Genomic DNA, 21412 nt, shown 5'->3' with positions numbered 1-21412 from the left:
GTGGCTAATCTTTTAATATTCGCTCAACTGCTCTCAGCTTTCTTCCTCACTTGGCATACTGTAACGTAAAATCATATCAGCTGAACTATGGCCACTTAGACTTCGAATGACGCTTTATGTCTTCACCTGCTCTCACAAGCCCTGTAATGAAACCGTGGCGTGTTTGGTGTATATTATAACCATTCTTATCCATAAGATGCTGAATACTTCTGATGCTAAAACGTTCTTGTCTTTTACTTGGGAATAGAGCAGAGTGACTGTCTGAGCGATCTAGAGCGGCCGATTCTGACACCCTTATACCTGTCATGTAACATATCAATATAATAGCATTCTTCGGCGCTCTTTTTACCGATTGTGGTGTTCTAACCTAGCCAAAAATAATAGATTCTATATTTTCTTGTTTTTCTTTTGATTCCTTTAAAAGTAAAGGTAAAATTTTCATCGTAAAAGAGTAATCGATAAAATCTAGCTCTAGTAGTGAAATAAAATTTTCTTTGGTCTCGACTATCGACAACAACTCAGCTGGTGAAAGTGTGATCCTCTCAGTGAGGTTTGGAAAATACCTCATATAAATTTGCTTTCTATTAGGTATTGAGTAATCATACCCATAAAATTTACTGTATATCTTAGCATAACATTTTGAAGCATAATTTATTAAACCGATAGTATTTCCATACCCTTTTTGACGGTCATCATGAACAAGAGTTATGTCATAACTCCCATCTTCTTTACCTATATCAATATTAACCGAACTCACTATACTGAATATATTCTTTAAAAATGTGTCTTTAACACATTCAGGACTGTACCCAGATTCTTCAAAGATTCTAGTAAGATGAGGAAATATAAAATATTTCTCAACTCTCTCTCTCATCATCTCAAAAAGCAAGTTAAATACGATATCATTGTAATAAAATTTAGGTAATGCATCTAATAATTTTTTTTGAACATCTTCGGTGGCTCTGCTTACATAATACGCAGTAAAGTATTCTTGGAAACTCCTGTGGGTAAAAACATACTTGTCACCATCTAAAAGTAGAAGGCAAACAGAATTGATAATGTCTTTCTTAACCAATTTAACATCATATTCGATTTTAAGTATTCTTTTAGCATTTTCTAAGTATTCGTTTAATTCTTTATCAGTAAAATGTGTCTGACTTCTCATATATGACTGAATAGAAAATAAACTTATTATATCTTTAAATGTATCAATGGGCATGTTCTCTGCAAACAAAAATCTTTTGAATCCACCTTCTTTAATAGCATCATGGTGTGAATAAAGTGCATTAAAAGCTTGCTCATAAAATACACACAACTTTTCAGGAATATCTGCTGATTGGCTATAGGTCATTAACATAATCGTTAATAATAAAGGATTTGATAAAAAGGTCTCATGTTCATTATATAATCTTTTATCAAGAATTTTTTTAAAATTTTCTTTAGTACTAAGATCGTATTCTAAGTTATCAATGAGTTGAAGGCACTGTTTTTTTGATAAGGGTTTCATCTTTAATTCAGGGAAATTATTCCATGTTACGAAATTTCTATCTGGGCGTGAAGAAACTATAAAAAAGTTATTAGTATATTTATCACTGATTTTAACAATTTGTTTTGATACTGTATTTCTAAACCGCTGCTTCAACTCATCAAATCCGTCAAATATAAATACAAAATCCCCCTTTTTTATGGCGTTCATAAAATAAGGTTTTTCTAACGTGAAATTAAAATCACTTATCTTTTGGTACATAAAATCTAATAAGTCGAAGGAAGTAATATCTTCTAGATCATTAATTTCTCTTAGCTCGATAAAAATTGGAATATATTTTTCGGACTCTACCGCACTTAGAAACAAATGCTTCATCAATGTCGATTTCCCGGTCCCTCCAGTACCAATAAGCAAAAACTTGTTATTATTTTCAAGAAGTTTCTTAATTTCACTACTTTGAACTAATCCGTCTTTAGATTCCAGTTCAATATCCACATAAAATTGATACAAATGCACAGGCGAATACCTATATAGAATAGTTTTTGTAAAACTATACTTATTGGTTGCTGTTGTTAAATAATCTTTAAATGCAGTACCTATTTTTATCTTAATATTAGCTAACGTATCTTTACCTAGATTAGTTACTCCATGCGCCCATTTGTCTATATTATTTTGAATTAGTTCAGTTATAACTGATGTAACAGTTTCTTCGTTTATCATCTCTCTGTTCTCCTTTAGCTAGCTTTGAAGCGAGTTACCATTTAAGTAATATTATAGTATTAATAACTATATTTGTCTTGGAAATAATTATTAAATCACCAATATTCATCTAGTCGCAAGACAAGCCTAAACCTTTATCAAACATAATGAGATTAATCTAATGTTGCTTATCCTTCATACTGTATAGGATAGCTTGTAATCAAACCTTCTGCTTAAAAACAAAAAAAGCATCACTTGGATGCTTCTAACGCTTTCGACAAATTGACTTAGGCTTTTTCTGATATTCCTTGAAAATCTTATAAAAGGTGTTCTTTTTAAGCCTTAACATATCAATGAACTGCACAGCGGTTATCTCTTTTCTTTCCCACTTTGAATAATTTTAATCCAGTATTCTGCTTCTGTTCTTTGCTCAAACGCGTCAATGTTCATCTGTGGTCTGCCTAGCTGTTTAACCTTCGCAACAGATATTCCTTCTGCTTGTCCATGTTTGATGTTCTCACTTTCTCTTTCAGCAACGAACGAAAGCACCTGTAAGACCAAATCCATAGAACGAAACAAAAAGGTGATCGTGCACTACTAAAGGAGCGAGATCATTCATGAAGTCAAACCACCCTATGCCAATGTGAATGTTTGCATATGATACGGAGTTCATTGACACAAACGATGAATTTTAAGTATTTTATCATATCTGCACTATGGTCACTACAAAGGATACTAGTTCTGTCCTTCTTCTATCATTGGCTCCTTGGTATCTTCTACAACTCTCACTAACTTAATATTTTGCATAGGGCTTGAGAGAAGTATGTTCTCTGTAACCAAAACATTGAACCAACACTTGAGAAACCGAATCCATATATTCACTGTAAAGGGTGATAGTCTAGTTGTTGATTGTAATTTCTCAACTCTGTAAGGAATGCCTTCATACCCCACCTTTTCAAATGCCAAATAGTTGATGTAAGAGCGAACTATTATTGCCGTCATGTCTTGAATAAAGATAATTTCAGAATGGTTTTCACTTAACCACTCCTTAAAATATCCAAAAAGAATATGGTATTCTGATTTTGTTCGTGGTTTCACAATTTCAGCTTCCTTGACACTGACAAACAGCTTAGATGCTTCTGTAATTTCAGTTTGAAGTTGGCTAGTGACCACTGGATTTTCAGAACTTACGATTCTACGTTCAAGGACAATCCGTCTGCCCTTTCTTTTTTCGGCTCCTGTTTCTTGCGACATGCACGATTACCTCCCAAAGAATCCTGTTTGGGGTTACGCTGTCGTAAGTTAGGTCAGTTAGAGCAACAGTTCTGTATATATTATACACACAGTCTACATGATTTCTTGAATTAAACTGTGTGTCTAAACTATCGCCTAAAAAAACAAAAAACCTTGCTATAACAAGGTTTTACCATAAATGGCGCGCCCGATACGATTCGAACGTACGACCTGCAGTTTAGGAAACTGACGCTCTATCCTGCTGAGCTACGGGCGCGCGATAAGCATTAGTTTACCACAAAACGTCGAAGGAAAAAAGTGCTTGCGTTTTTTTCGGATAGCCCCGTATAATCTACTGTATTTCAGCTGCTTTACTTCAGCTCCACTGCCCTTACAAACGCAGCTTCCTGCACAATCGGCAGCAATTGCTCCACTCTGTAGGAGCCTGGAAATCTTACAATCATCTCCAGTATAAGCTCATCCGGATCGATTCCATTACTTTCAGCATGAAAGCTAAGAATCGTTATGTTTTTTTCTTCAAGCAGCTGTTGAATTTTATACGTTGCCCCCGTCTCATTAGTAAGCCGAATAACCAATTGTTCGGTTTTGGGGGAGGCGAGCCAGTTGAAACGGCCATGCAATAGCTTTTGAGCGAGAAGAATAATTAGGGTCACGCCCCCGCCTAGTATATATAACCCGGCTCCAATAGCCATTCCCACCCCTGCTGTAGCCCATATGCCAGCTGCGGTCGTGAGCCCTTTTATAGTCTGCCGCTGCATAAAGATCATGCCGGCTCCCAGAAATCCTACTCCGCTCACCACCTGAGCAGCAATACGTGATGGATCGAACGCTACGTTTTCCCATCCGTTTTGGTCCTGAAATCCGTATTTTGAAATAACCATCATAAGACAAGCACCGAGTGCCACAACAAAATGTGTACGAATACCCGCCTCCTTCATTCGGTTTTTACGTTCATAGCCAACAAGTGCACCGCAAATTCCAGCTAGAATAACCCGCAGCAAATACTCATATTTGCATAATTATCAGCCTCCATAATGCTAGTATTTATTAATGAGTGCATTGCCAAATCAGCAGGCAGCAGCACGAATAAGGAAATGAGTCTTATTAATGTACTAATTTTGTGTATTCCATATTACACCTGCCCCTCAGTTTAAAAAAGCTCTGCGAGCTTTTTAAGCATGCTCCTTAAGGACAATTGACAATTCCCTTACCAAAGGTTTACTTTTTTTATACCCATTACTGCAATCCTCTCGAAGGGAGTGGAATATGAGAAAATCCTTTATCCGACATTTGAAACCGGTTTCATTCCAAAGCAAGCTGTTGATGTCCTATATCATGATTATTATGATTTCCGTACTAGCGGCTCTACTTATCTACGGAGTCAATTTGTACAATCAAACCAAAGGCTACTATGAAGATTTACTGAATGAATTTAGCAATAGGACTAACGTGATCATAAGTGACTTTATTTCTAATGTTTCGCTGAACTCCTTCTTTTATTTAACCGATCCCAAGCTGCAATCCATTTTAACCAAAAGGTATCAGCTGGAAAGCAGAGAGCATGTGGAGGATACCCTTTACGTTCAGAGAGCAATGGATCAATTGGTGCTGATGAATGGGAATATTTCAACAATCTCAGTTATGGCTCCCAACGGGCGCGTCTACACCAGCATGTCGGCCTTCGAGCCCGGAATGAAGCAAACTATCGATAAAATGAACAAACAAGAGCTGCTTAATGGCAATATAGTCATCTCCCCTCCTTACGAAAACAATACGAAAGGGAATAAGGATAAACAAATTTCTATAGTCAGATATTTAACCGATATCAATATGAATAAAACTATTGAAAGCTATGCGAAAATAGATATCCGATTTAGAGCTCTCCAAAACATCCTTGGAGGTATTGCCAATTCGAACAATGAGTTGGGGACAATCGTCATTATGGATGGCAAAGTTATATACCATTCCAATCTTCCATCCGAAGCTCTAGACAGCAAAGAAACGCAGGACATTGCGGCCTTTTTTGACAATCAACTGAGTGATGGGAAAAAGTTTCAAAAGCTGTACATGAACCAAGAATCGTATTTATTTAGCGCCCGAGTCAACGACATGACCAAATGGAAAGTTATCCATTACATTCCGACAAGGCTGATCGATCAAGCATTCCTGAACAATACGCGGAATTATATTTTGCTGAGCTTCATTTCTTTGATCACTGCCTTTATTCTCGCCTTATTTTTCTCCAAACGTTTTATTAAACCCATACATAAATTGAACAGCGAAATGAAGCTGGTTGACTCCGGATATTTGGACCGAGTACCCATCCACGAGAACCGTGTAGACGAAATAAGTCGGCTGGTAACCAGCTACAACGAAATGATTCACCGCCTCAAGGAAAGCCGCGAGCTCGAGATTATTTCCGGTCAGCTGCAGAAACGCGCGGAGATGAACATGCTTCAAGCGCAAATTAATCCGCATTTTCTGTACAATACATTAAATGTCATTCATTCCGTAGCCGAGTTAAATAGAGTCAGCGATATTTCGACTATGGCAAGGTCTTTATCCGATATGTATCGGTATAACATCAAAACCGGTGATGAAGCAACGATTCACAATGAACTGGAACAAATCAAAAATTATATCAGTATTCAGCAAATCCGCTTTTTAGGCAAATTTCAAGTTGTGTATGAGATAGAGGAGGATCTATTTCCTTATAAAATATTGAAGTTTTTGCTGCAGCCCTTAGTTGAAAACTCCTTCTATCATGGGCTGGAGCCTAAAGGAGGCAAAGGGACTCTAATTATTTCCATCACCAAAAAAGGACATCTGCTCCATATCAGAGTTGAGGATGACGGAGTCGGCATGAGTGACCAGAAACTGGCTGAACTAAACGATATTTTCACAAATCCGTTCCAGACTGCAAGCCTGGACTCCAAGGATAATTTCGGGTTACGCAATGTCCATGCCAGAATTAAAAACTTCTACGGTGAAGACTATTGGATCAAGCTGAGCAGTGAGCTGCAAACAGGAACTTGTATCGAAATGACCATTCCGGGAGTGAAGGAGATGAACACTGATGAAAATACTGGTGGTCGATGACGAATTTTTTGCTAGGAAAGCGATGGTACAAATGATTCAGGATTGGAATCCACATGTGATTTTGTATGAAGCGGAGGATGGCCGGGAAGCCATGGAGCTGCTTAATAAAGCTAAGCCCATCCTCGTATTATCAGATATTCGCATGCCCTTCCTGGACGGGATCGAGCTGGCCGCTTTCATATATGAGCACCACCCGGATACGGCCAACATTATAATCAGCGGGTACGATGATTTTAAATATGCGCAGCAGGCAATTCGTTACAAGGTAGAGCATTATTTGTTGAAGCCCGTTGATAAGGAGCATATATGGACTTTATTGGAGCAATACAGGGATAAAGTCGTCATGTCTACTGAAAAAAGACTGGAGGATTGCTTTGCCGCATTATTATACGAGGGGACTCCAAGCAAGTTCATCCCTCTGGATATAGAGGTTGTCGATCGATACGCTATTGCAATCCTCCGAATGAATGTTAATTATAAAGATGATGTAAAACAAGCTGTGAAACGGCTTCTGTCAGCCGCCCAGCTGCGAGCTATTATAGTTGGAGATAGACGGTATGCAGATATGCTCGTCATGTGGATGTATGATTCGGGAGGAATTTCACTAACAGCAGAATGGGCAGGGAAACATCGGGAATTTTTTAAGCAAATGATCAGAGATTCCTCTCAATCAAGTGAATACAGCTTATCTGTCGGGCTAAGCAGCGTACATACGCATATTACGGAACTTGCAGCATCTTATAAAGAGGCTAAAACTGCTCTACTCTACAGACTGATCTCCGGGGAAAATCAAGTTTATGACGCCGCATTTGCTTGTAGGAACCATCCGTATAACTATGCCGCTATCGATGAGTGGATTTCCTGCTTGCACCAGAAGCTACTGAAGGGTCAGACGGTAGAAGCTGCTGATACGATGCGCCATTTTATGACGGAAGCCGCCCAGCATAATTTATCGGTAAACGTGCTTCATGATATGTGTGCCAAAGTTACAGCAATGTTAAATTCAGTTATTGAGCTAATGAATACAAGAAATGAAGCAGCCGAAGTTTTCCTGCAGCAAATTGATCTGCATGAATATCATTCCGTGGAAAGCATAGCTGAGGAGTTTGCCCAGGTGATAGCGAAGCTCGGTGAACGTCTGCTGCAGGGCAGAGTTAAAACAGACATGATCGAGCACATCAAAAATTACATGCTGCACAACTACAAGCAAGATATCCTGCTAGAAGATTTGGCCAAAAATATGTATTTTACAGATCCAGCTTATTTAAGTCGTCTATTTAAGAAAAAAACCGGGATGGGCTTTTCCCAATTTCTGCTCTCTGTGCGAATGCTGAAGGCTAAATCGATGCTCGAAAATGATACTACCTTGACCATAGCTGAGGTAGCAAGTGCGGTGGGTTTTAATGATTATTCCTACTTTATCCAAATGTACAAGAAAAGCTTTGGCGAAACACCTGGAAAATATAAAAGTGGCAATAAGCAGCCCGATGCTTGATGGGAAACAATAGTCATTTTTCTCATACTCATAAAGTCATCTATCTCATATTTCATAGTGACATCCTTAAATATACTTGGAATATCAGCAAACGAAAGGGGTCAAATAAAAATGAGAGTAGCAGGAAAATGGACTTCTGTCCTATTGGCTTCAGCTTTAGTAATTGTAACCGCTTGCTCCAATGATAGCTCTGGCGGAGCTGGTACGAGTAAGGATGGCAAAGCCGAAAGCCCAGGGGCAGCACCCGCAGCAAGCGGCCAAAAGGTAAAAATCGAGTACTTCCAAATGAAATCCGAAATGGTCGATGTAGTCAATGAATTAATTAAAGATTTTCAGAGTAAAAATCCTAACATTACCGTCGAGCAGAACAATGTCCCTAATCCGGAAAATGTATGGACCATGCGCGTTTCCACCGATGATGCTCCGGCCGCGTTTACCCATTTCCCTCACAATGCCGTGTTTCAGCAGCTTTCCAAAGAAGGCAGAGTGGTTGACTTGACTGGCGGACCGCTGATGGCTAACGTCTCTCCCGCACTCGCAGACCTTAGTAAAATTGATGGAAAGAACTACTTGGTACCGATTGCCGTAGCCACTCTCGGCGTATACTACAACATCGACATGTTTAATGAATTGGGCTTGCAAATTCCGAAAACCTATGACGAGCTTATTGCAACCGCTGACAAAATCAAAGCAGCAGGCAAAACGCCTTTCTATTTCCATGATAAAGATTGGAATGGCATCCGTCAGGAAGTCGTATCCAGGATGGGGCTTCAAATTCCTGATGTTCAAAATTTTCTCGATAACGTCATGAAAGGTAAAGCTCATATTACCGATAACGCAGAATTCAAGCCTTTTGCCCAAAAGCTGTACAATCTTAGAAAATACGCTCAGAAGGATGCGCTTGGTACAGGATACGACGACGCTCTTCCTGAGTTTGCCAACGGTAAATCGGCTATGTGGTATACAGGAATTTGGGCGATTCAACCCATCAAGAAGTCCAATCCTAACTTGAAGTTCTCGATGTTCCCTATGCCAGCGGCGACAGCGGACAACACCAAGGTCCAAGTATCCGTTGACACCGCAATTGGCATTCCTGCCAAAGGTAAAAATCAACCGGAAGCCAAGAAATTTATTGAATTTATGTCATCAAAGGAAGTTGTTCAAAAGTATGTCGATCTAAGCGGTTATCCTGCAGCCATTAATGGAGTTACTAACAACAATAAGGAAATTACGAGTTTGAGCAATCTGATTGCAGCAGGCAAAGTGTATCCGACCATTGAGCGGGTATGGCCACCGGGAGTAAATGGCGATGTAGGTAAGGCAACCCAGGAAATGTTCGCCACAGGCGATGTTGATGGATACCTGAAGGCTCTGGATAAGATTTTTTACAATAAGCTAAATCAGTAGTTGGAATGGTATAAGAAAAGCTTCCGATCGAAGCTCTTTCGATGAAGATACATTCGTGTCTAAGTTGTAGCTTTTCTTGCAATATCCGACTTGTTCGGCTCCGCTGAAAACTTATAGAGTCTGATATTATAAGAAAAGCTTCCGATCGAAGCTCTTTCGATGAAGATACATTCGTGTCTAAGTTGTAGCTTTTCTTGCAATATCCGACTTGTTCAGCTCCGCTGAAAACTTATAGAGTCTGATATTATAAACATAGCCCCCGAGGCAAGCAGATCCGTGTCCAGGGGGTTTTTCTATGACTTCAATTAGGTTAGAACGTATGGAGGTGGACTATGGAGGTTGTACCCGGTACAGGGCTATCTGTCAAAAAGAAAAAGTCAATAACTGCAAGCAAAGCAGGGCTCATTTTCTTTTTGCTTACATTGCCCACCCTGTTGTTATATATTGTTTTTTTTCTGTTCCCGGTAGGGATGGGATTCTTCTACAGCATGACGAATTGGGACGGCTTTTCCAAGTCGTTTCGTTTCGTTGGTCTGAATAACTACATTAACATTATGAAAGACAGCCGATTTATCGATTCCATGAAATTTACTTTTCTCTATACATCTCTGGTCGTTGTCATTAAGCTGCTGATCGCGTTAGTATTGGCCATTTTATTAAGCGGCAGTCTGAAGCTTCGCGGTTTCTTCCGGTCCGTATTTTTCTTTCCAGCCGTATTAAGCATGCTTACAGTCGGACTTATTTTCAATCAAGTCTTTTATTCCGTACTTCCTCATTTAGGAGAGGCGCTTTCCCTGGAGTGGCTGTCCAAAAACATATTGGGAAATAAAAATACTGCCATGTATGGAATTGCCCTTACGAATATATGGCATGGGATTGCAACACCAATGGTTATCTTTATTGCAGGACTTTCGAGTGTTCCCAAAGATTTAAAGGAAGCCGCTGTCATCGATGGGGCAACCCCGGTACAACGCTTTTTCTCTGTCACTGTCCCCTTCCTAATCCCGATGCTGACGGTTAATTTAGTCATTGCCATCAAAGGTGCTCTCACCGTGTTCGATTATATCGTCGCTATGACGGATGGTGGTCCTGCACATGCGACGGAGTCGATGGGCTTCCTGATCTATAAGCATGGGATGACGGAGATGAAATTCGGCTACGGTACCGCGGAAGCCATCTATGTGTTCCTGATGATCGCTACGATTTCCTTTATCCAAATCAAATTGTTGAACCGCAAGGAGGCCGGACAGCTGTGAGGACTAGCGTAATATCTCGGACAATGTCCTATCTCGTACTCGTAGTTGGTATGTGCTTTGTGCTCGCACCCTTGTATTTGACTTTGACCATCGCTATGAAAACAACAGCCGAAACTGCAAAAAGCTTTTTTGCTCTACCTTCCAGCTTCTATATGGGCAATTTCGTTGAGGTCATTCATAAAGCTAACTTCTTTAAGTTTGTGGGAAATTCCGTCTATGTAACTATACTTTCTGTCCTGCTCATGCTGCTGTTGATTCCAATGGTCTCTTACGCTATTTCACGGAATTTTTCCAAGCCCTACTATAGATTTTTATATTTATTTGTGATGTCCGGCATTTTCGTTCCGTTTCAAGCCATTATGCTTCCCATATACAGACATATGAGTAATCTAAAGCTGTTGGATCAAAATGGTCTTATCGTAATGTATGTTACATTGGCCTTTGCTCAAGGCATATTCTTATGTGTCGGGTTTCTCAAAAATATACCGTTGGAGCTTGACGAAGCTTCCAAAATAGACGGCAGCGGGGTATGGACGACTTTTACACGGATTATATATCCGCTTATGCTGCCAATCATCGCTACCGTTCTGATCTTGAACAGCTTGTGGATCTGGAACGACTTTCAGCTTCCCCTAATCATTCTGAATCGTCATCCGGATTATTGGACGCTGCCGCTCTTCATTTATAATTTCAAAAGTGAGTATGCTTTCAATTACAATTTGGCATTTGCCGGTTTCTTTATTTCAATGCTCCCGATTATTATTTTGTATGGCTTCACTCAGAAGTATATTATTGGGGGACTTACGGAAGGAGCGCTTAAATAATCGCCAACAAGCACATCGGGCTACAAACAAGCCGTGCTCTGACCATTGCTCATAGGGGATCGTCCGGCTATGCCCCTGAAAAAACTGGCTACCTTCGAGCTCGCTATTCAAATGCATGCACAATCACTGTATGTTATGAACTTGCTTGCCGCGTTTAATAACGGATCGGATACTGATTCTGCCTTCACTTTTATCCCTTGCGAACAAGATCAGGTCAGCCCAATAGCCGGCCTCAATGGCCCCAATCTGCTGCTCACCAAGCAGATGAGCGGGCTTTAACGTAGCCATTCTGATGGCCTCGCTCAGCTCGGCACCCGTAAACCGCATAAAGCATTGCACGCATTCGGACAACGATACGGCTGCTCCGGCGAGCATGAGCGGGTTGGCAGCCATCTGCAAACGCCCCGACGGCAGCAGCTCGACTTCGCCTCCCACATGTGTCTTGTAGATACCTGCTTTCATCCCGGCAAGATGAACAGCGTCGCTGACTAGCACAAGCCGGTCCTGTTTAACTCGCGCTATCACCTTTACAACGGATGGATGCAGATGATGACCGTCCGCAATAATACTCGCGGATAACCGGTCCTCCGACAATTGAGACCAAATATAATTGGGATGCCGGGGCAGCTGAAGGTGGGCCGCATTACCGAGATGCGTAGACATGCGAGCTCCTGCATCAACAGCTGCCGCAATCTCTTCATGAGTGGCAGCTGTGTGCCCGATGCACACCAATATCCCCTCCCTTGCGAGTTCACGGATCATGGCAAGAGCCCCGCTTCGCTCAGGAGCGATTGTAACCACTCGAATACGGCCGCCAGAGGCATGCTGCCAATTCGTAAATTCTGTCCATTCCGGGTCACGGATATGCTCCTTCGGGTGCGCTCCCCTTGGACCATCCTGATCGGACAAATACGGCCCCTCCATATGAATCCCGACGATTGTCTCATCAACCACCACATATCGTTCGCAGGCTAGTCGCAGCGCAGTCAAGGTATCGTGGATTTGTTCATAACTCGCTGTAATAATGGTTGGGCAAAAAGAAGTCACTCCGCTTGCCAGCACCTTATCAACCATTAGCCGGATAGTTTCAATACGCTCTTCCATAGAGGAATCGGAAAGATTAACATCGTAACCGGCATAACCGTTGATCTGCAAGTCGATCAAGCCCGGTGCGATCCACAGCTCATCATTATCAGGTTCCTGTTGACTGGATGGAGATATCTTGGCAATTCGCCCTCCTTCCAGTTCTATAAGAACAGATTCCCCTGTTGTTACTAGCTTTCCCCTAATTTCTGTTACGGCTGTCTCGATTGACATGCTGCACCTCCTTCATTCTATCTTTCTATTCCTTATGAGAACGGAACTGCTTTATGGCTTCATAAATCGATGATTCCAGCTCATGGGCGAACGGTCCCGGAAGGCCAAAATAATAGATTGAGTCGTGCGCTTCGTATCCACCTTCGTCAATTTGGGAGGAAGTTGGCACGTAACCGATCATCCCATTGCTGTATCCTGTCGGCATCACTCCATTACCCAAAAGCTGCTTTACCCATAGTCCGTAATGAACGGACATTTCAGCATTTACAGCGAGGATGGAACAGCCCTCTGCAATTGTCAGCAGGGTCATCTCCAAATCGGCTGCCTCACGCAGCCGTTCCGGCTCGCTGAGCAGCAGCCTGCTCCACTCGATAATAATTTCCGGCTGCAGCTTCAGAAGCTGCGGATTGGCAACAGCTGCGTCAGAATGCTGTGAAGGGGACTTGTCAGCAGAAGGTAGAATCGAATCGGCATCTATCACCAATTCTGAATTGGATTCTGCCACACTTCTCTCGATAGAGTGCAAAGCCACCTCGGCGATTTCTTTGAGCTCCTTCGGAGTAGTCACAGCTTGAAACGGAAGAGGGACCGTCAATCGCCGTCCGTTAAGCACTGCAGGGGGAAGCTGCTTCATAGGCCTTCCCAGCACGGCAAGCACCTCATCAGCCAGCATTCTCCCCAGCTGCTCTACATGCTTGTCATCCCCGCGGAAGAAGCTCTCTCCTTCAACCAGGGCAGGCCGTACATCGGCACAAAAGCCTTGCACAAAAGTGGCGATTGCATTCCCCCCAATGGCATGCTCCAGAAGCTCCATTGCAATCCCCGGAAATTCCGAAGAAACGTCGTTATCTCCTGTTGTCGTCGGATGACAAGAATAATGAACCAGCAGCGCTTTCGTCTCTCCACCTATAAGCTTGTTAAACCGTGTAACTGTAACAGCGGGGTCTGTAGTGCCACTTGCATTAGGAGCCATGATGATCTGACCATTCATCCACTTTCTACGGTTAATGCCCATGTGGCACTCCCCCCGGCCGCTCTCCACCGTTACAGGCTCAAATGTGGAAGCTGCCTCTTCAACGGCAGTCAGTATGGCTGCTTCCAAGAAGGAAATATAGGCTGGGTCAGGCTTGCCGATTGATGAAGTGAAAGCACCACTCGTCTGTGGACCTGAATGATTATGGGTAGCATGGAATACTATCTCTTCACTCTTGAATCCCCATCGTCGGCCTAATTGCTGCCTTAAGCCTTCAAGTCGTTCGCTGCCCCACCAGATCAAATCAGCGGATAGGAGCAGCACTTGTGCTGACCAGGTCATCTTATGGGATTCATCCTGTTCTGAATTCAATCGTATAGGAGTGCTCCCTGCCTCCTCTTGCTTAAAGAAAAAAACCCGCACATGAAGCGGGTGTTTAACGGATTCGAATGTCCCTTGGCGATGGGCAAACCCCGCCAAAGGTATAGGCCTTTCCGGAGTAATGTCCGCCTTGGCGGAGCCAAGCAGCAAGCGCGCTTCCATGGGCTTTCGCTCCTGTCGATTGGGTTAGGAGTCGCGGTTTTCCCGCGTTCCCTTATTTTTCTTACTTACTTATTCACTGACTCATCAGACAGCAATTCGATGATCAGCAAAGCATTGCGCATAATGTGATAAGGATCCTTGACCGGCAAAGCGACCGTCTTTTGCACCGGATCTCCTCTACGATTGCGAATCTGGACCCACTCCCCGATGGAGGGATCGGAATTAGGAAAGGTACGGAACACATAATCATGCATCTGTTCATATTTTTCAAGACACTCGGTGTCTCCCGTCAGCTTGTGTGCAAGCAGCAGCACATACAGTGCTTCTGAGTGGGGCCACCAAATTTTCATATCCCAGGTGTCGCAAACGAGTCCTTCATAACGTCCGCCTGCTTTGCGACCCTGCGGCGCTTCGCCCTTGCGGTCGACATAGCGGAACAACCCTCCAAATTCGGAGTCCCAGCCTAGCTGCACGGCCCGCTTCACAGCTTGTATCGCTTCGGGAATCAGCTCGGTACGGCCTAATTTACCCGCTTCGTGCATAACGAACCACATACACTCCAGGGAATGCCCGGGTGTAATGTGTGTACTGAGCAATGTATCGCTATCGCTTGGATTAGCTGGAAGCATTTCTCTTATTAAACCGTCCGAGTCAAGGAAGCATTCCATAATCTCGTCCATATAAGTACTGCTTTTCCTGCGTATTTCCGATGCTTCTTCATGATGGAAAACCTCCAACGCATCAGCAAGCTCTTGCGAAACGTTCAGCATTATCATGGATACGGAATGCGCCTTATATCCATCCGGGATGGGATACGGTTCGCTGCGAATATCTCCATCTGCCAACCTTTCATCAATCCGATGATACAGCCGCAGGGCAGCTTTAAGCACCTCCGAATCGTGGGCCGTAACAGCATATTGGGCAAAGCCCAGAACTACAAAGCAATCGGCATAAAAGCTCGTGTCATAGCCTTCCCCCGCTGCCAATTCCTTCTTTTCACCCGACTCGGACAATACATAAGCGCAGTTTCCATTCTCCATAAACACATGCTGCTGTAAAAAATCGACCGTTTTCCTTGCATGCTGCAGATAAAAATCAGCGTCCCCTTGTAACAGCCCTTTGCTGCACAGATTTGATAATTTCGCCAGCAACCATATGAACCGACCTTGCGACCATGTATATTTGTCCGTGCCTATCAATTCATTCCCTATATTGTTGAAGCAGGTGTACACACCCCCGTGCTTGTCATCAAGCGCCCTCATCCAAAAGGGAAGCAGTACATGCTGCACATGATCCTGATAAAATGGCAACAGCTTGTTCATTGTTCACCTCAATATCATTGAATTGTGTAGTATTGTGTTGAGCCTTTAACTACTTGCTTCCCGTCATACTAACGCTCTGAATAATATATTTTCGCAGGAAAATGAACACAATCATAATCGGGATAATCGAGATGACCGACCCGGCTGACATCACTGTCATATCAATAGAGAAAGTCGATTGGAACATGGCCAACCCCAGCTCCATCGTAAACAACGACTTATCCCCGACAACGAGCAGAGGCCATACGAATGAATTCCACGCTTCTATAAAGGCAAATATACTGAGCGCACTAATCGGCGCTGTCATTAACGGAAACACGATCTGGAAAAAAATTCTCCATTCAGAGGCACCTTCGACCCTTGCAGATTCAATAATTTCATCGGGTATTTGTTGAATGATATTTTGTCTCATAAAAAAGATACCGAAGCTCATGACCAGATAAGGCATCACCATACCCGTGAACTTGTTAAGCAAATCTAACTGCTGCATTTGTAAATACAAAGGTATCATATAGATTTCAAAAGGTACGATCGCGGTTGATAAAAAGATGGAAAACAGGAAGGCCAATCCGAAATAACGAAACTTCGCGAAAATATAGCCGGCCAGCATAGAGGTAAACACTATTGCCGCTGCGGAAAAGGTTGCCATCTTCAAGCTGTTTAGAAAATATAGATGAAAAGGGGCAGCCTTGAATACCGCGGCAAAGTTACTGAAATTGAACTGATTCGGAATGAACGTGGGCGGCCAAACATTCAATTCCGGAGATGTCTTGAACGCAGTGGAAATCATCCATAAGAAGGGGATTATCATAATAACGGCACCAACCGTTAGTACAAGGAGACTGGCAAAGGATGCAATCCTGTTTCGCTGTCTCATAATTTCAACCCCTTTTTCGACGTAGTTTTCTCACGGGCAAGCCACAGCTGAATCAACGTAAGAACCAACACAATAAGGAACAGTATGAAGGCTTCAGCAGATGCGTAGCCCATTTTGTAATACCGGAATGCATTTTCGATCATATCGTACACAAGCACCCTGACCACATATCCCGGGGAACCTTGAATATCCGAAGCCAGAATGTAGATTTGGCTGAAAACATTGTAGCCGTGGATAATCGTTATAATGGATACGAAAGCCGTAATTGGTTTAAGGAGCGGGAGTGTAATATACCAGAAGGCTTTGGCCCCTGTCGCCCCATCAATCGAAGCTGCTTCATAATTATCCTTCGGAATACCGGTTATCCCAACCAGGAAAATGATCATATTATAACCGATCGTTTTCCATACGGTCAGCATAATGACGGAAACAATGGCCAGCTTAGGATCGAACAGCCAAGCTTGCTTGGCTATGCCGAAGAATGATAAAAAATAGTTAAGCAATCCATGATTGGAATCAAGGATCCATTTCCAGGTTACAGCTACAGGAACCATTGGCGTTATTACCGGCAGAAAATAGAACGCTTCATACCACGCTTTAAAACGCACTCCTTTACTAAGGAGGTAAGCAATCAATAAAGCGCTGGGTACACTGAAAATTAAAATGCCGAAAGCGATAATGGAAGTGTTTTTGAGTGAAATTAGAAAAGCTTCGCTTTGAAATAACGTGACAAAGTTTTCAAATCCTACAAAAGGTTTTTTATCAGATACCAAATCCCATTCAAAGAAGCTGATATACATAGTTTTAATTATGGGTATAAACCGCAAGTATCCGTACAGGATCAGGATCGGAGCCAAGCCTACTATGCAGAACCAATGGGCCGGCTTCAGCCGAAACTTATTTTTCCTATTTATCGACATATTCCATCCCCCCTCTATAGGTTTCTTTACTCATAGAAGCGAGGCGCTCTCTTTATCCAGGTACATATATGCCGCGGTAGCATTTCTTAATACTGAGGCGGGGCAGCTGACATCTATAGGTCCTTGAATGGCGTCTCGGACAGCCGAGCTTTTACGCTCGCCAGGAACAGTGCAGTAAATCGAAGCTGCTGACAGGATTGTCGGGATCGTCAATGTTATAGCTTCCAGAGGAACTTCACCTAGCGATGCAAAGCAGCCATCGTTGACCTGCTGCTGTCTGCTAATCTCATCCAGCAAGACAACCTTGACGGCTTGAGGATCTTGAAAATCCGCAACATGGGGGTCGTTAAAGGCGATGTGTCCATTTTCTCCAATGCCAATACAAGCGATATCAATCGGTTGCGCAGCCAGCAGCGCCGAATAACGTGCACATTCCACAGCAGGATCGTTCAACCCATCAATAGCGTGAAACTGCTTCGGCTTGCGGCGGTTAAACAAAGTATCCATTAAGTAACGAGAGAAGCTTTGCGGAGCTTCAGCAGACAGGCTAACGTATTCATCCAGATGAAAGCAGATGACACGCTCCCACGGTATATTGTCAATAGATTGCAAAGCGCCAAGGAATTCATTCTGCGAAGGTGCGGAAGCAAAGATCACGGCGATTGTTTCTTTTATAGTAAGAAGCTCCATCATTTTATCCGCTAAACCAGCGGCCACTGCTTCTCCCATTTCCTTACGTGTCTCATATCTGCGAATTTGTAAACGATCTACCTGATCTATGTAACCCATGACTAATCACCCAGCCCTTATTTTTAGTTTGCATCTAAAGCTGTTTTACTGAAGCTCGAGGAACTAACTTTTGCTCAAACACGATATGCTTGCTCTTGGAGACACGCTCCTGCATAATACGATCGATCAATGTTTGTGCCAATGCCTTCCCTGCCTCCAGGGTTGGAATTGAAACGGTAGTTAACGGAAAAATGGCGAGTTCAATATCATCGAAGCCAGTTACGGACAAATTGTCCGGTACCTTTAAGCCTGCATTGTCAAAAGCTTTTATTACCCCCATAGCTATAACATCATCGAAGCAAACGAGTGCGGTCGGTCGATCTTCCATCGCAATTAGCTGGTTTCCAATGGCATAACCATCAGACAATGACTTTGCCTCTTTGAATATATACTTGGGATCTGTAGTGATACTATGGGCGAAAAGTGTGTCTTGGAAGGCGGCGAACCTCAGCTTGCCCGCCTTCGAAGTGTTGAGGCCGTTAACGAAGCCTATTCGCGTATGGCCTTTTTGCAGCAAATGCTCCGTCACCTGCTTGCCTCCGCTGTAATCGTCAAATTCCACGGTATCGCAATCGAGTCCGGGAATGTTCCCGAGCAATACAAACGGAAGCTTTTTCCTTTTTAAAGCGTAGATATGGTCAAAGCTGACTTCTTCCAACAGCGGAGCAATAATAAGACCGTCGACCCGTTTGCCAACCATCGCCTGAATTTGTTCCACTTCCATTTTATGGTCCTCGCCACTGCTGCATAAAAACACCGTATATCCATGCTCTGCAGCCACTTCCTGAACGCCCTTAGTAATATGGTTGTAAAAGGGATTCGTAATATCTTTGATCAGCAAGCCAATTGTTTTGGTGAATCTTGAGGTTAATCCTCTAGCAATCTCATTAGGAACATAGCCGTATTGGGCTGCGGTTTGCAGCACCTTCTGCCTGGTTTTCTCTGAAAAGCCCTCTTTGTTGTTCAGTACGCCAGAGATTGTGCTTTTGGCCAGTCCTGTCATTTTGGAGAGATCGGATATAGTAATATTCATTAACGAAAATCCTCCGAAGCAAGTAGCTTGTATAGTCCTTCGATCGTACGCTGAGTACCCTCCATGGGTGTTCCACCCTCTGGAATATAATGTGTTTCTATTGTGTATAAGCCTGAATACCCGTCACGTTCAAGTGCATCTATTTGTTCGAAAAAAGGTACACTTCCCTCACCGATCGGGACACAGCGCGGGCTTCCATCGGCTCCAATCAATGCGTCCTTCAAGTGAACATGCCCAAGAGTATCCTTCACGAGCTCATAGCCTTGAGGAAATGCGTGTCGACCACCATAAGCCTCGTTGCCAGGATCCCATAATATTTTTAACGAAGGGTGATTTACCCTTCTGGCCAGTGCCCCGACTTCCGCTGCATAACCTCCATTGCAAGAAGGCTCGTTCTCCAGTAAAAGAGTAACATTGGCTGCTCCTGCTTTTACCGCTGCTGTATTCAAATGGGCGGCAATTTCATCTAGATACCTCTCCGGCTCTTGCTCTCTCCAAAAAGAAAAGATACGAATACGTGATGTCCCGAGCAGCTTCGCGATATCTAAAGCTCTTTCCAGCTTGGCAAAATGAGCTGTTATATCTTCCTCTCCCAGACCAAATGTATCACCGCCTGCAACAGGACGATTTAAATCCAAAGCACATTTGAAAACTGGAGAGGCGACAGCAGAAACGAATAAACCGCACTGCTCCACCTTGCTGCGAATATCGATTAATTGATCATCCGTCAAGTTCATAACGTTGATCCCATCCACTGTACGAATCTCCACATGTCTTAATTTTTGTTGAACAGCCCAATCCAACGCTTTCGTTAAGGATGGAGAAATTTCATCAGTCAGCACACCCAAGCGATCCCATATCATGTTTATCTTCCTTTCCTTGCAATTGCCTAGCAGATCGGCGTAAGATGACCGTCCTATGAATACGATTTCAGTACCTTCGTGATTCCCTGTGCAATATCATACATATCCTGTTCATCGCCTAATAGTACGTTCTGATGCATCCACAACACTTCTTTAAGGCAAGCTCTTTCACTAACCGGACACGAATAAGTGCGGGATTCACCTGTCCACTTGCGGGTTCCTTCGATAATCGCCGGATTTAAATTCAAGGATACGTAACCTTCATGTACAGGAATACCTTCGGCTCCTATTGCTCTGCATACCTGTTGTTTAGAGATTCGTTCGGCAAGCTCCGGCATTATTTTGAATAAAAACAAATGATTGGCATGGCGGGTGATTCGAGGGTCTCTATCCAGAACCCGAATGCCCTCGATTTGGTGCATTAGCTCTTCGAGCAGCTTCGCATTTTTCTCACGGGTTACCATCTGTTGCTCTAATCTGCTTAACTGGGCGATCAGAATGGCGGCCTGGAATTCCGTCATTCGTAGATTCCAGCCCACATTTTCATGCTGATACCATTCACCGCTGCGAACTCTTCCGGCGTTAATAAGGGACCATGCCAGATCTGCCATCTCATCACTCTGGGTAAGGATCATTCCACCTTCGCCTGAGTTAATGTTCTTCGTTGACTGGAAGCTGAACGTGCCCAGATCGCCAATCGTTCCGGCTCCTGAACCATTCCAGCGCGCTCCTACCGCCTGCGCTGAATCCTCAATAATACGCAGCTTATATTTATCAGCAATAGCTTTCAGTTGTGTCATATCAGCCATAGCTCCACCAATATGGACGGGAACTATCGCTTTTGTTCTAGGTGTGATGGCGGCTTCAACCTTACTCGCATCAAGCAGAAGCGTGTTTTCCTCTACGTCTACGAATACGGGGATAGCACCAAACATCAGTGCAGCTGACGCGGTTGCAAAAAAGGTGTACGGCGGCATGATAACCTCATCGCCAGGTTGGACACCAGCCGCTTGCAGCGCTATAGTAATAGCTACCGTTCCGTTGACTACGGTAATTGCGTGCTTCGCGTCGTGGATTGCTGCAAATTGCTTCTCCGCTTCCGGGAGCTGGATACGTCCTGTCCCTCCCCATTTACCGGAATGCAGCACTTCGAGAAGAAGACGCTCCTCCATTTCTCCATATATCGGCCAGTCGGGGAACGACTTGGTTCTCGTCGGTACTCCCCCATCTATTGCTAATTTTACCATAGGATTAA

General features: G+C 43.4%; 17 protein-coding genes and 1 tRNA gene. 5 read left to right on the top strand and 13 right to left on the bottom strand.

The features are described 5' to 3' along the window. Nucleotides 1-367 precede the first annotated feature (367 nt). The 4 genes from ACFQ0C_RS27920 to ACFQ0C_RS27905 form a co-directional block, all read right to left on the bottom strand. A complete protein-coding gene (locus ACFQ0C_RS27920) occupies nucleotides 368-2206 on the bottom strand; it encodes an NACHT domain-containing protein (RefSeq protein WP_379371561.1) in 1839 nt (612 codons plus the stop codon). Nucleotides 2207-2920: 714 nt separating this feature from the next. After that, entirely contained in the window at nucleotides 2921-3439 is a 519-nt protein-coding gene (locus ACFQ0C_RS27915) for a hypothetical protein (protein ID WP_379371559.1), read from the bottom strand. Between the two features lie 179 nt (nucleotides 3440-3618). Next, nucleotides 3619-3695: transfer RNA gene (locus ACFQ0C_RS27910), tRNA-Arg, on the bottom strand. 94 nt (nucleotides 3696-3789) lie between these two features. Then, complete coding sequence (locus ACFQ0C_RS27905; protein WP_379371557.1) at nucleotides 3790-4440, bottom strand: MgtC/SapB family protein; 651 nt, start codon at nucleotides 4438-4440, stop codon at nucleotides 3790-3792. Nucleotides 4441-4705: 265 nt separating this feature from the next. Here ACFQ0C_RS27905 and ACFQ0C_RS27900 point away from each other — a divergent pair, with 265 nt between their 5' ends. The 5 genes from ACFQ0C_RS27900 (at nucleotide 4706) to ACFQ0C_RS27880 (ending at nucleotide 11520) form a co-directional block, all read left to right on the top strand. Further along, nucleotides 4706-6538, top strand: a complete 1833-nt coding sequence (locus ACFQ0C_RS27900; RefSeq protein WP_379371555.1) for a sensor histidine kinase — start codon at nucleotides 4706-4708, stop codon at nucleotides 6536-6538. Then, nucleotides 6516-8033 (top strand): response regulator, encoded by a 1518-nt coding sequence (locus tag ACFQ0C_RS27895; protein WP_379371553.1) that lies wholly within the window; start codon nucleotides 6516-6518, stop codon nucleotides 8031-8033. Before ACFQ0C_RS27900 ends, ACFQ0C_RS27895 begins: the two co-directional genes overlap by 23 nt. A gap of 111 nt (nucleotides 8034-8144) precedes the next feature. Further along, complete coding sequence (locus ACFQ0C_RS27890) at nucleotides 8145-9440, top strand: ABC transporter substrate-binding protein (protein ID WP_379371551.1); 1296 nt, start codon at nucleotides 8145-8147, stop codon at nucleotides 9438-9440. A 332-nt stretch (nucleotides 9441-9772) separates the two neighbouring features. Beyond that, on the top strand, nucleotides 9773-10696 hold the full coding sequence (locus ACFQ0C_RS27885) for a carbohydrate ABC transporter permease (RefSeq protein ID WP_379371549.1): 924 nt from the start codon (nucleotides 9773-9775) through the stop codon (nucleotides 10694-10696). Then, nucleotides 10693-11520 carry a carbohydrate ABC transporter permease gene (locus ACFQ0C_RS27880; protein WP_379371547.1) on the top strand — a complete coding sequence of 276 codons (828 nt, stop codon included), beginning with the start codon at nucleotides 10693-10695 and terminating at the stop codon, nucleotides 11518-11520. The genes ACFQ0C_RS27885 and ACFQ0C_RS27880 overlap by 4 nt, the downstream gene beginning before the upstream one ends. A 123-nt stretch (nucleotides 11521-11643) precedes the next feature. Here the strand turns inward: ACFQ0C_RS27880 and nagA are convergent, their stop codons facing one another. From nagA to ACFQ0C_RS27835, 9 genes are all read right to left on the bottom strand, one after another. After that, nucleotides 11644-12837: an N-acetylglucosamine-6-phosphate deacetylase gene (gene nagA / locus ACFQ0C_RS27875; protein WP_379371545.1), complete on the bottom strand. Its 1194-nt coding sequence runs from the start codon at nucleotides 12835-12837 to the stop codon at nucleotides 11644-11646. A 25-nt stretch (nucleotides 12838-12862) separates the two neighbouring features. Further along, on the bottom strand, nucleotides 12863-14353 hold the full coding sequence (locus ACFQ0C_RS27870) for a neutral/alkaline non-lysosomal ceramidase N-terminal domain-containing protein (RefSeq protein WP_379371542.1): 1491 nt from the start codon (nucleotides 14351-14353) through the stop codon (nucleotides 12863-12865). 65 nt (nucleotides 14354-14418) lie between these two features. Continuing rightward, nucleotides 14419-15675 (bottom strand): AGE family epimerase/isomerase, encoded by a 1257-nt coding sequence (locus tag ACFQ0C_RS27865; protein WP_379371540.1) that lies wholly within the window; start codon nucleotides 15673-15675, stop codon nucleotides 14419-14421. 49 nt (nucleotides 15676-15724) lie between these two features. Next, nucleotides 15725-16552, bottom strand: a complete 828-nt coding sequence (locus ACFQ0C_RS27860; RefSeq protein WP_258213842.1) for a carbohydrate ABC transporter permease — start codon at nucleotides 16550-16552, stop codon at nucleotides 15725-15727. After that, the gene (locus tag ACFQ0C_RS27855) at nucleotides 16549-17472 is read right to left on the bottom strand and encodes a carbohydrate ABC transporter permease (protein WP_379371538.1); all 924 of its coding nucleotides are present in this window, start codon (nucleotides 17470-17472) and stop codon (nucleotides 16549-16551) included. Before ACFQ0C_RS27855 ends, ACFQ0C_RS27860 begins: the two co-directional genes overlap by 4 nt. 30 nt (nucleotides 17473-17502) lie before the next feature. Further along, nucleotides 17503-18261, bottom strand: a complete 759-nt coding sequence (locus ACFQ0C_RS27850; protein WP_379371536.1) for a glucosamine-6-phosphate deaminase — start codon at nucleotides 18259-18261, stop codon at nucleotides 17503-17505. A gap of 34 nt (nucleotides 18262-18295) precedes the next feature. Continuing rightward, nucleotides 18296-19294 (bottom strand): LacI family DNA-binding transcriptional regulator, encoded by a 999-nt coding sequence (locus ACFQ0C_RS27845; protein WP_379371534.1) that lies wholly within the window; start codon nucleotides 19292-19294, stop codon nucleotides 18296-18298. Then, entirely contained in the window at nucleotides 19294-20157 is an 864-nt protein-coding gene (locus ACFQ0C_RS27840; RefSeq protein WP_379371532.1) for a sugar phosphate isomerase/epimerase family protein, read from the bottom strand. The genes ACFQ0C_RS27845 and ACFQ0C_RS27840 overlap by 1 nt, the downstream gene beginning before the upstream one ends. Before the next feature lie 53 nt (nucleotides 20158-20210). Further along, nucleotides 20211-21404, bottom strand: coding sequence for a DegT/DnrJ/EryC1/StrS family aminotransferase (locus ACFQ0C_RS27835; RefSeq protein WP_379371530.1), 1194 nt, complete (start codon nucleotides 21402-21404; stop codon nucleotides 20211-20213). Nucleotides 21405-21412: the final 8 nt, after the last annotated feature.

Source organism: Paenibacillus sp. GCM10027630, assembly GCF_042676305.1.
GTDB lineage: Bacteria > Bacillota > Bacilli > Paenibacillales > NBRC-103111 > Paenibacillus_S.
Note: the sequence above shows the minus strand (reverse complement) of the source record. Positions and strands in the feature narration are given on the sequence as shown.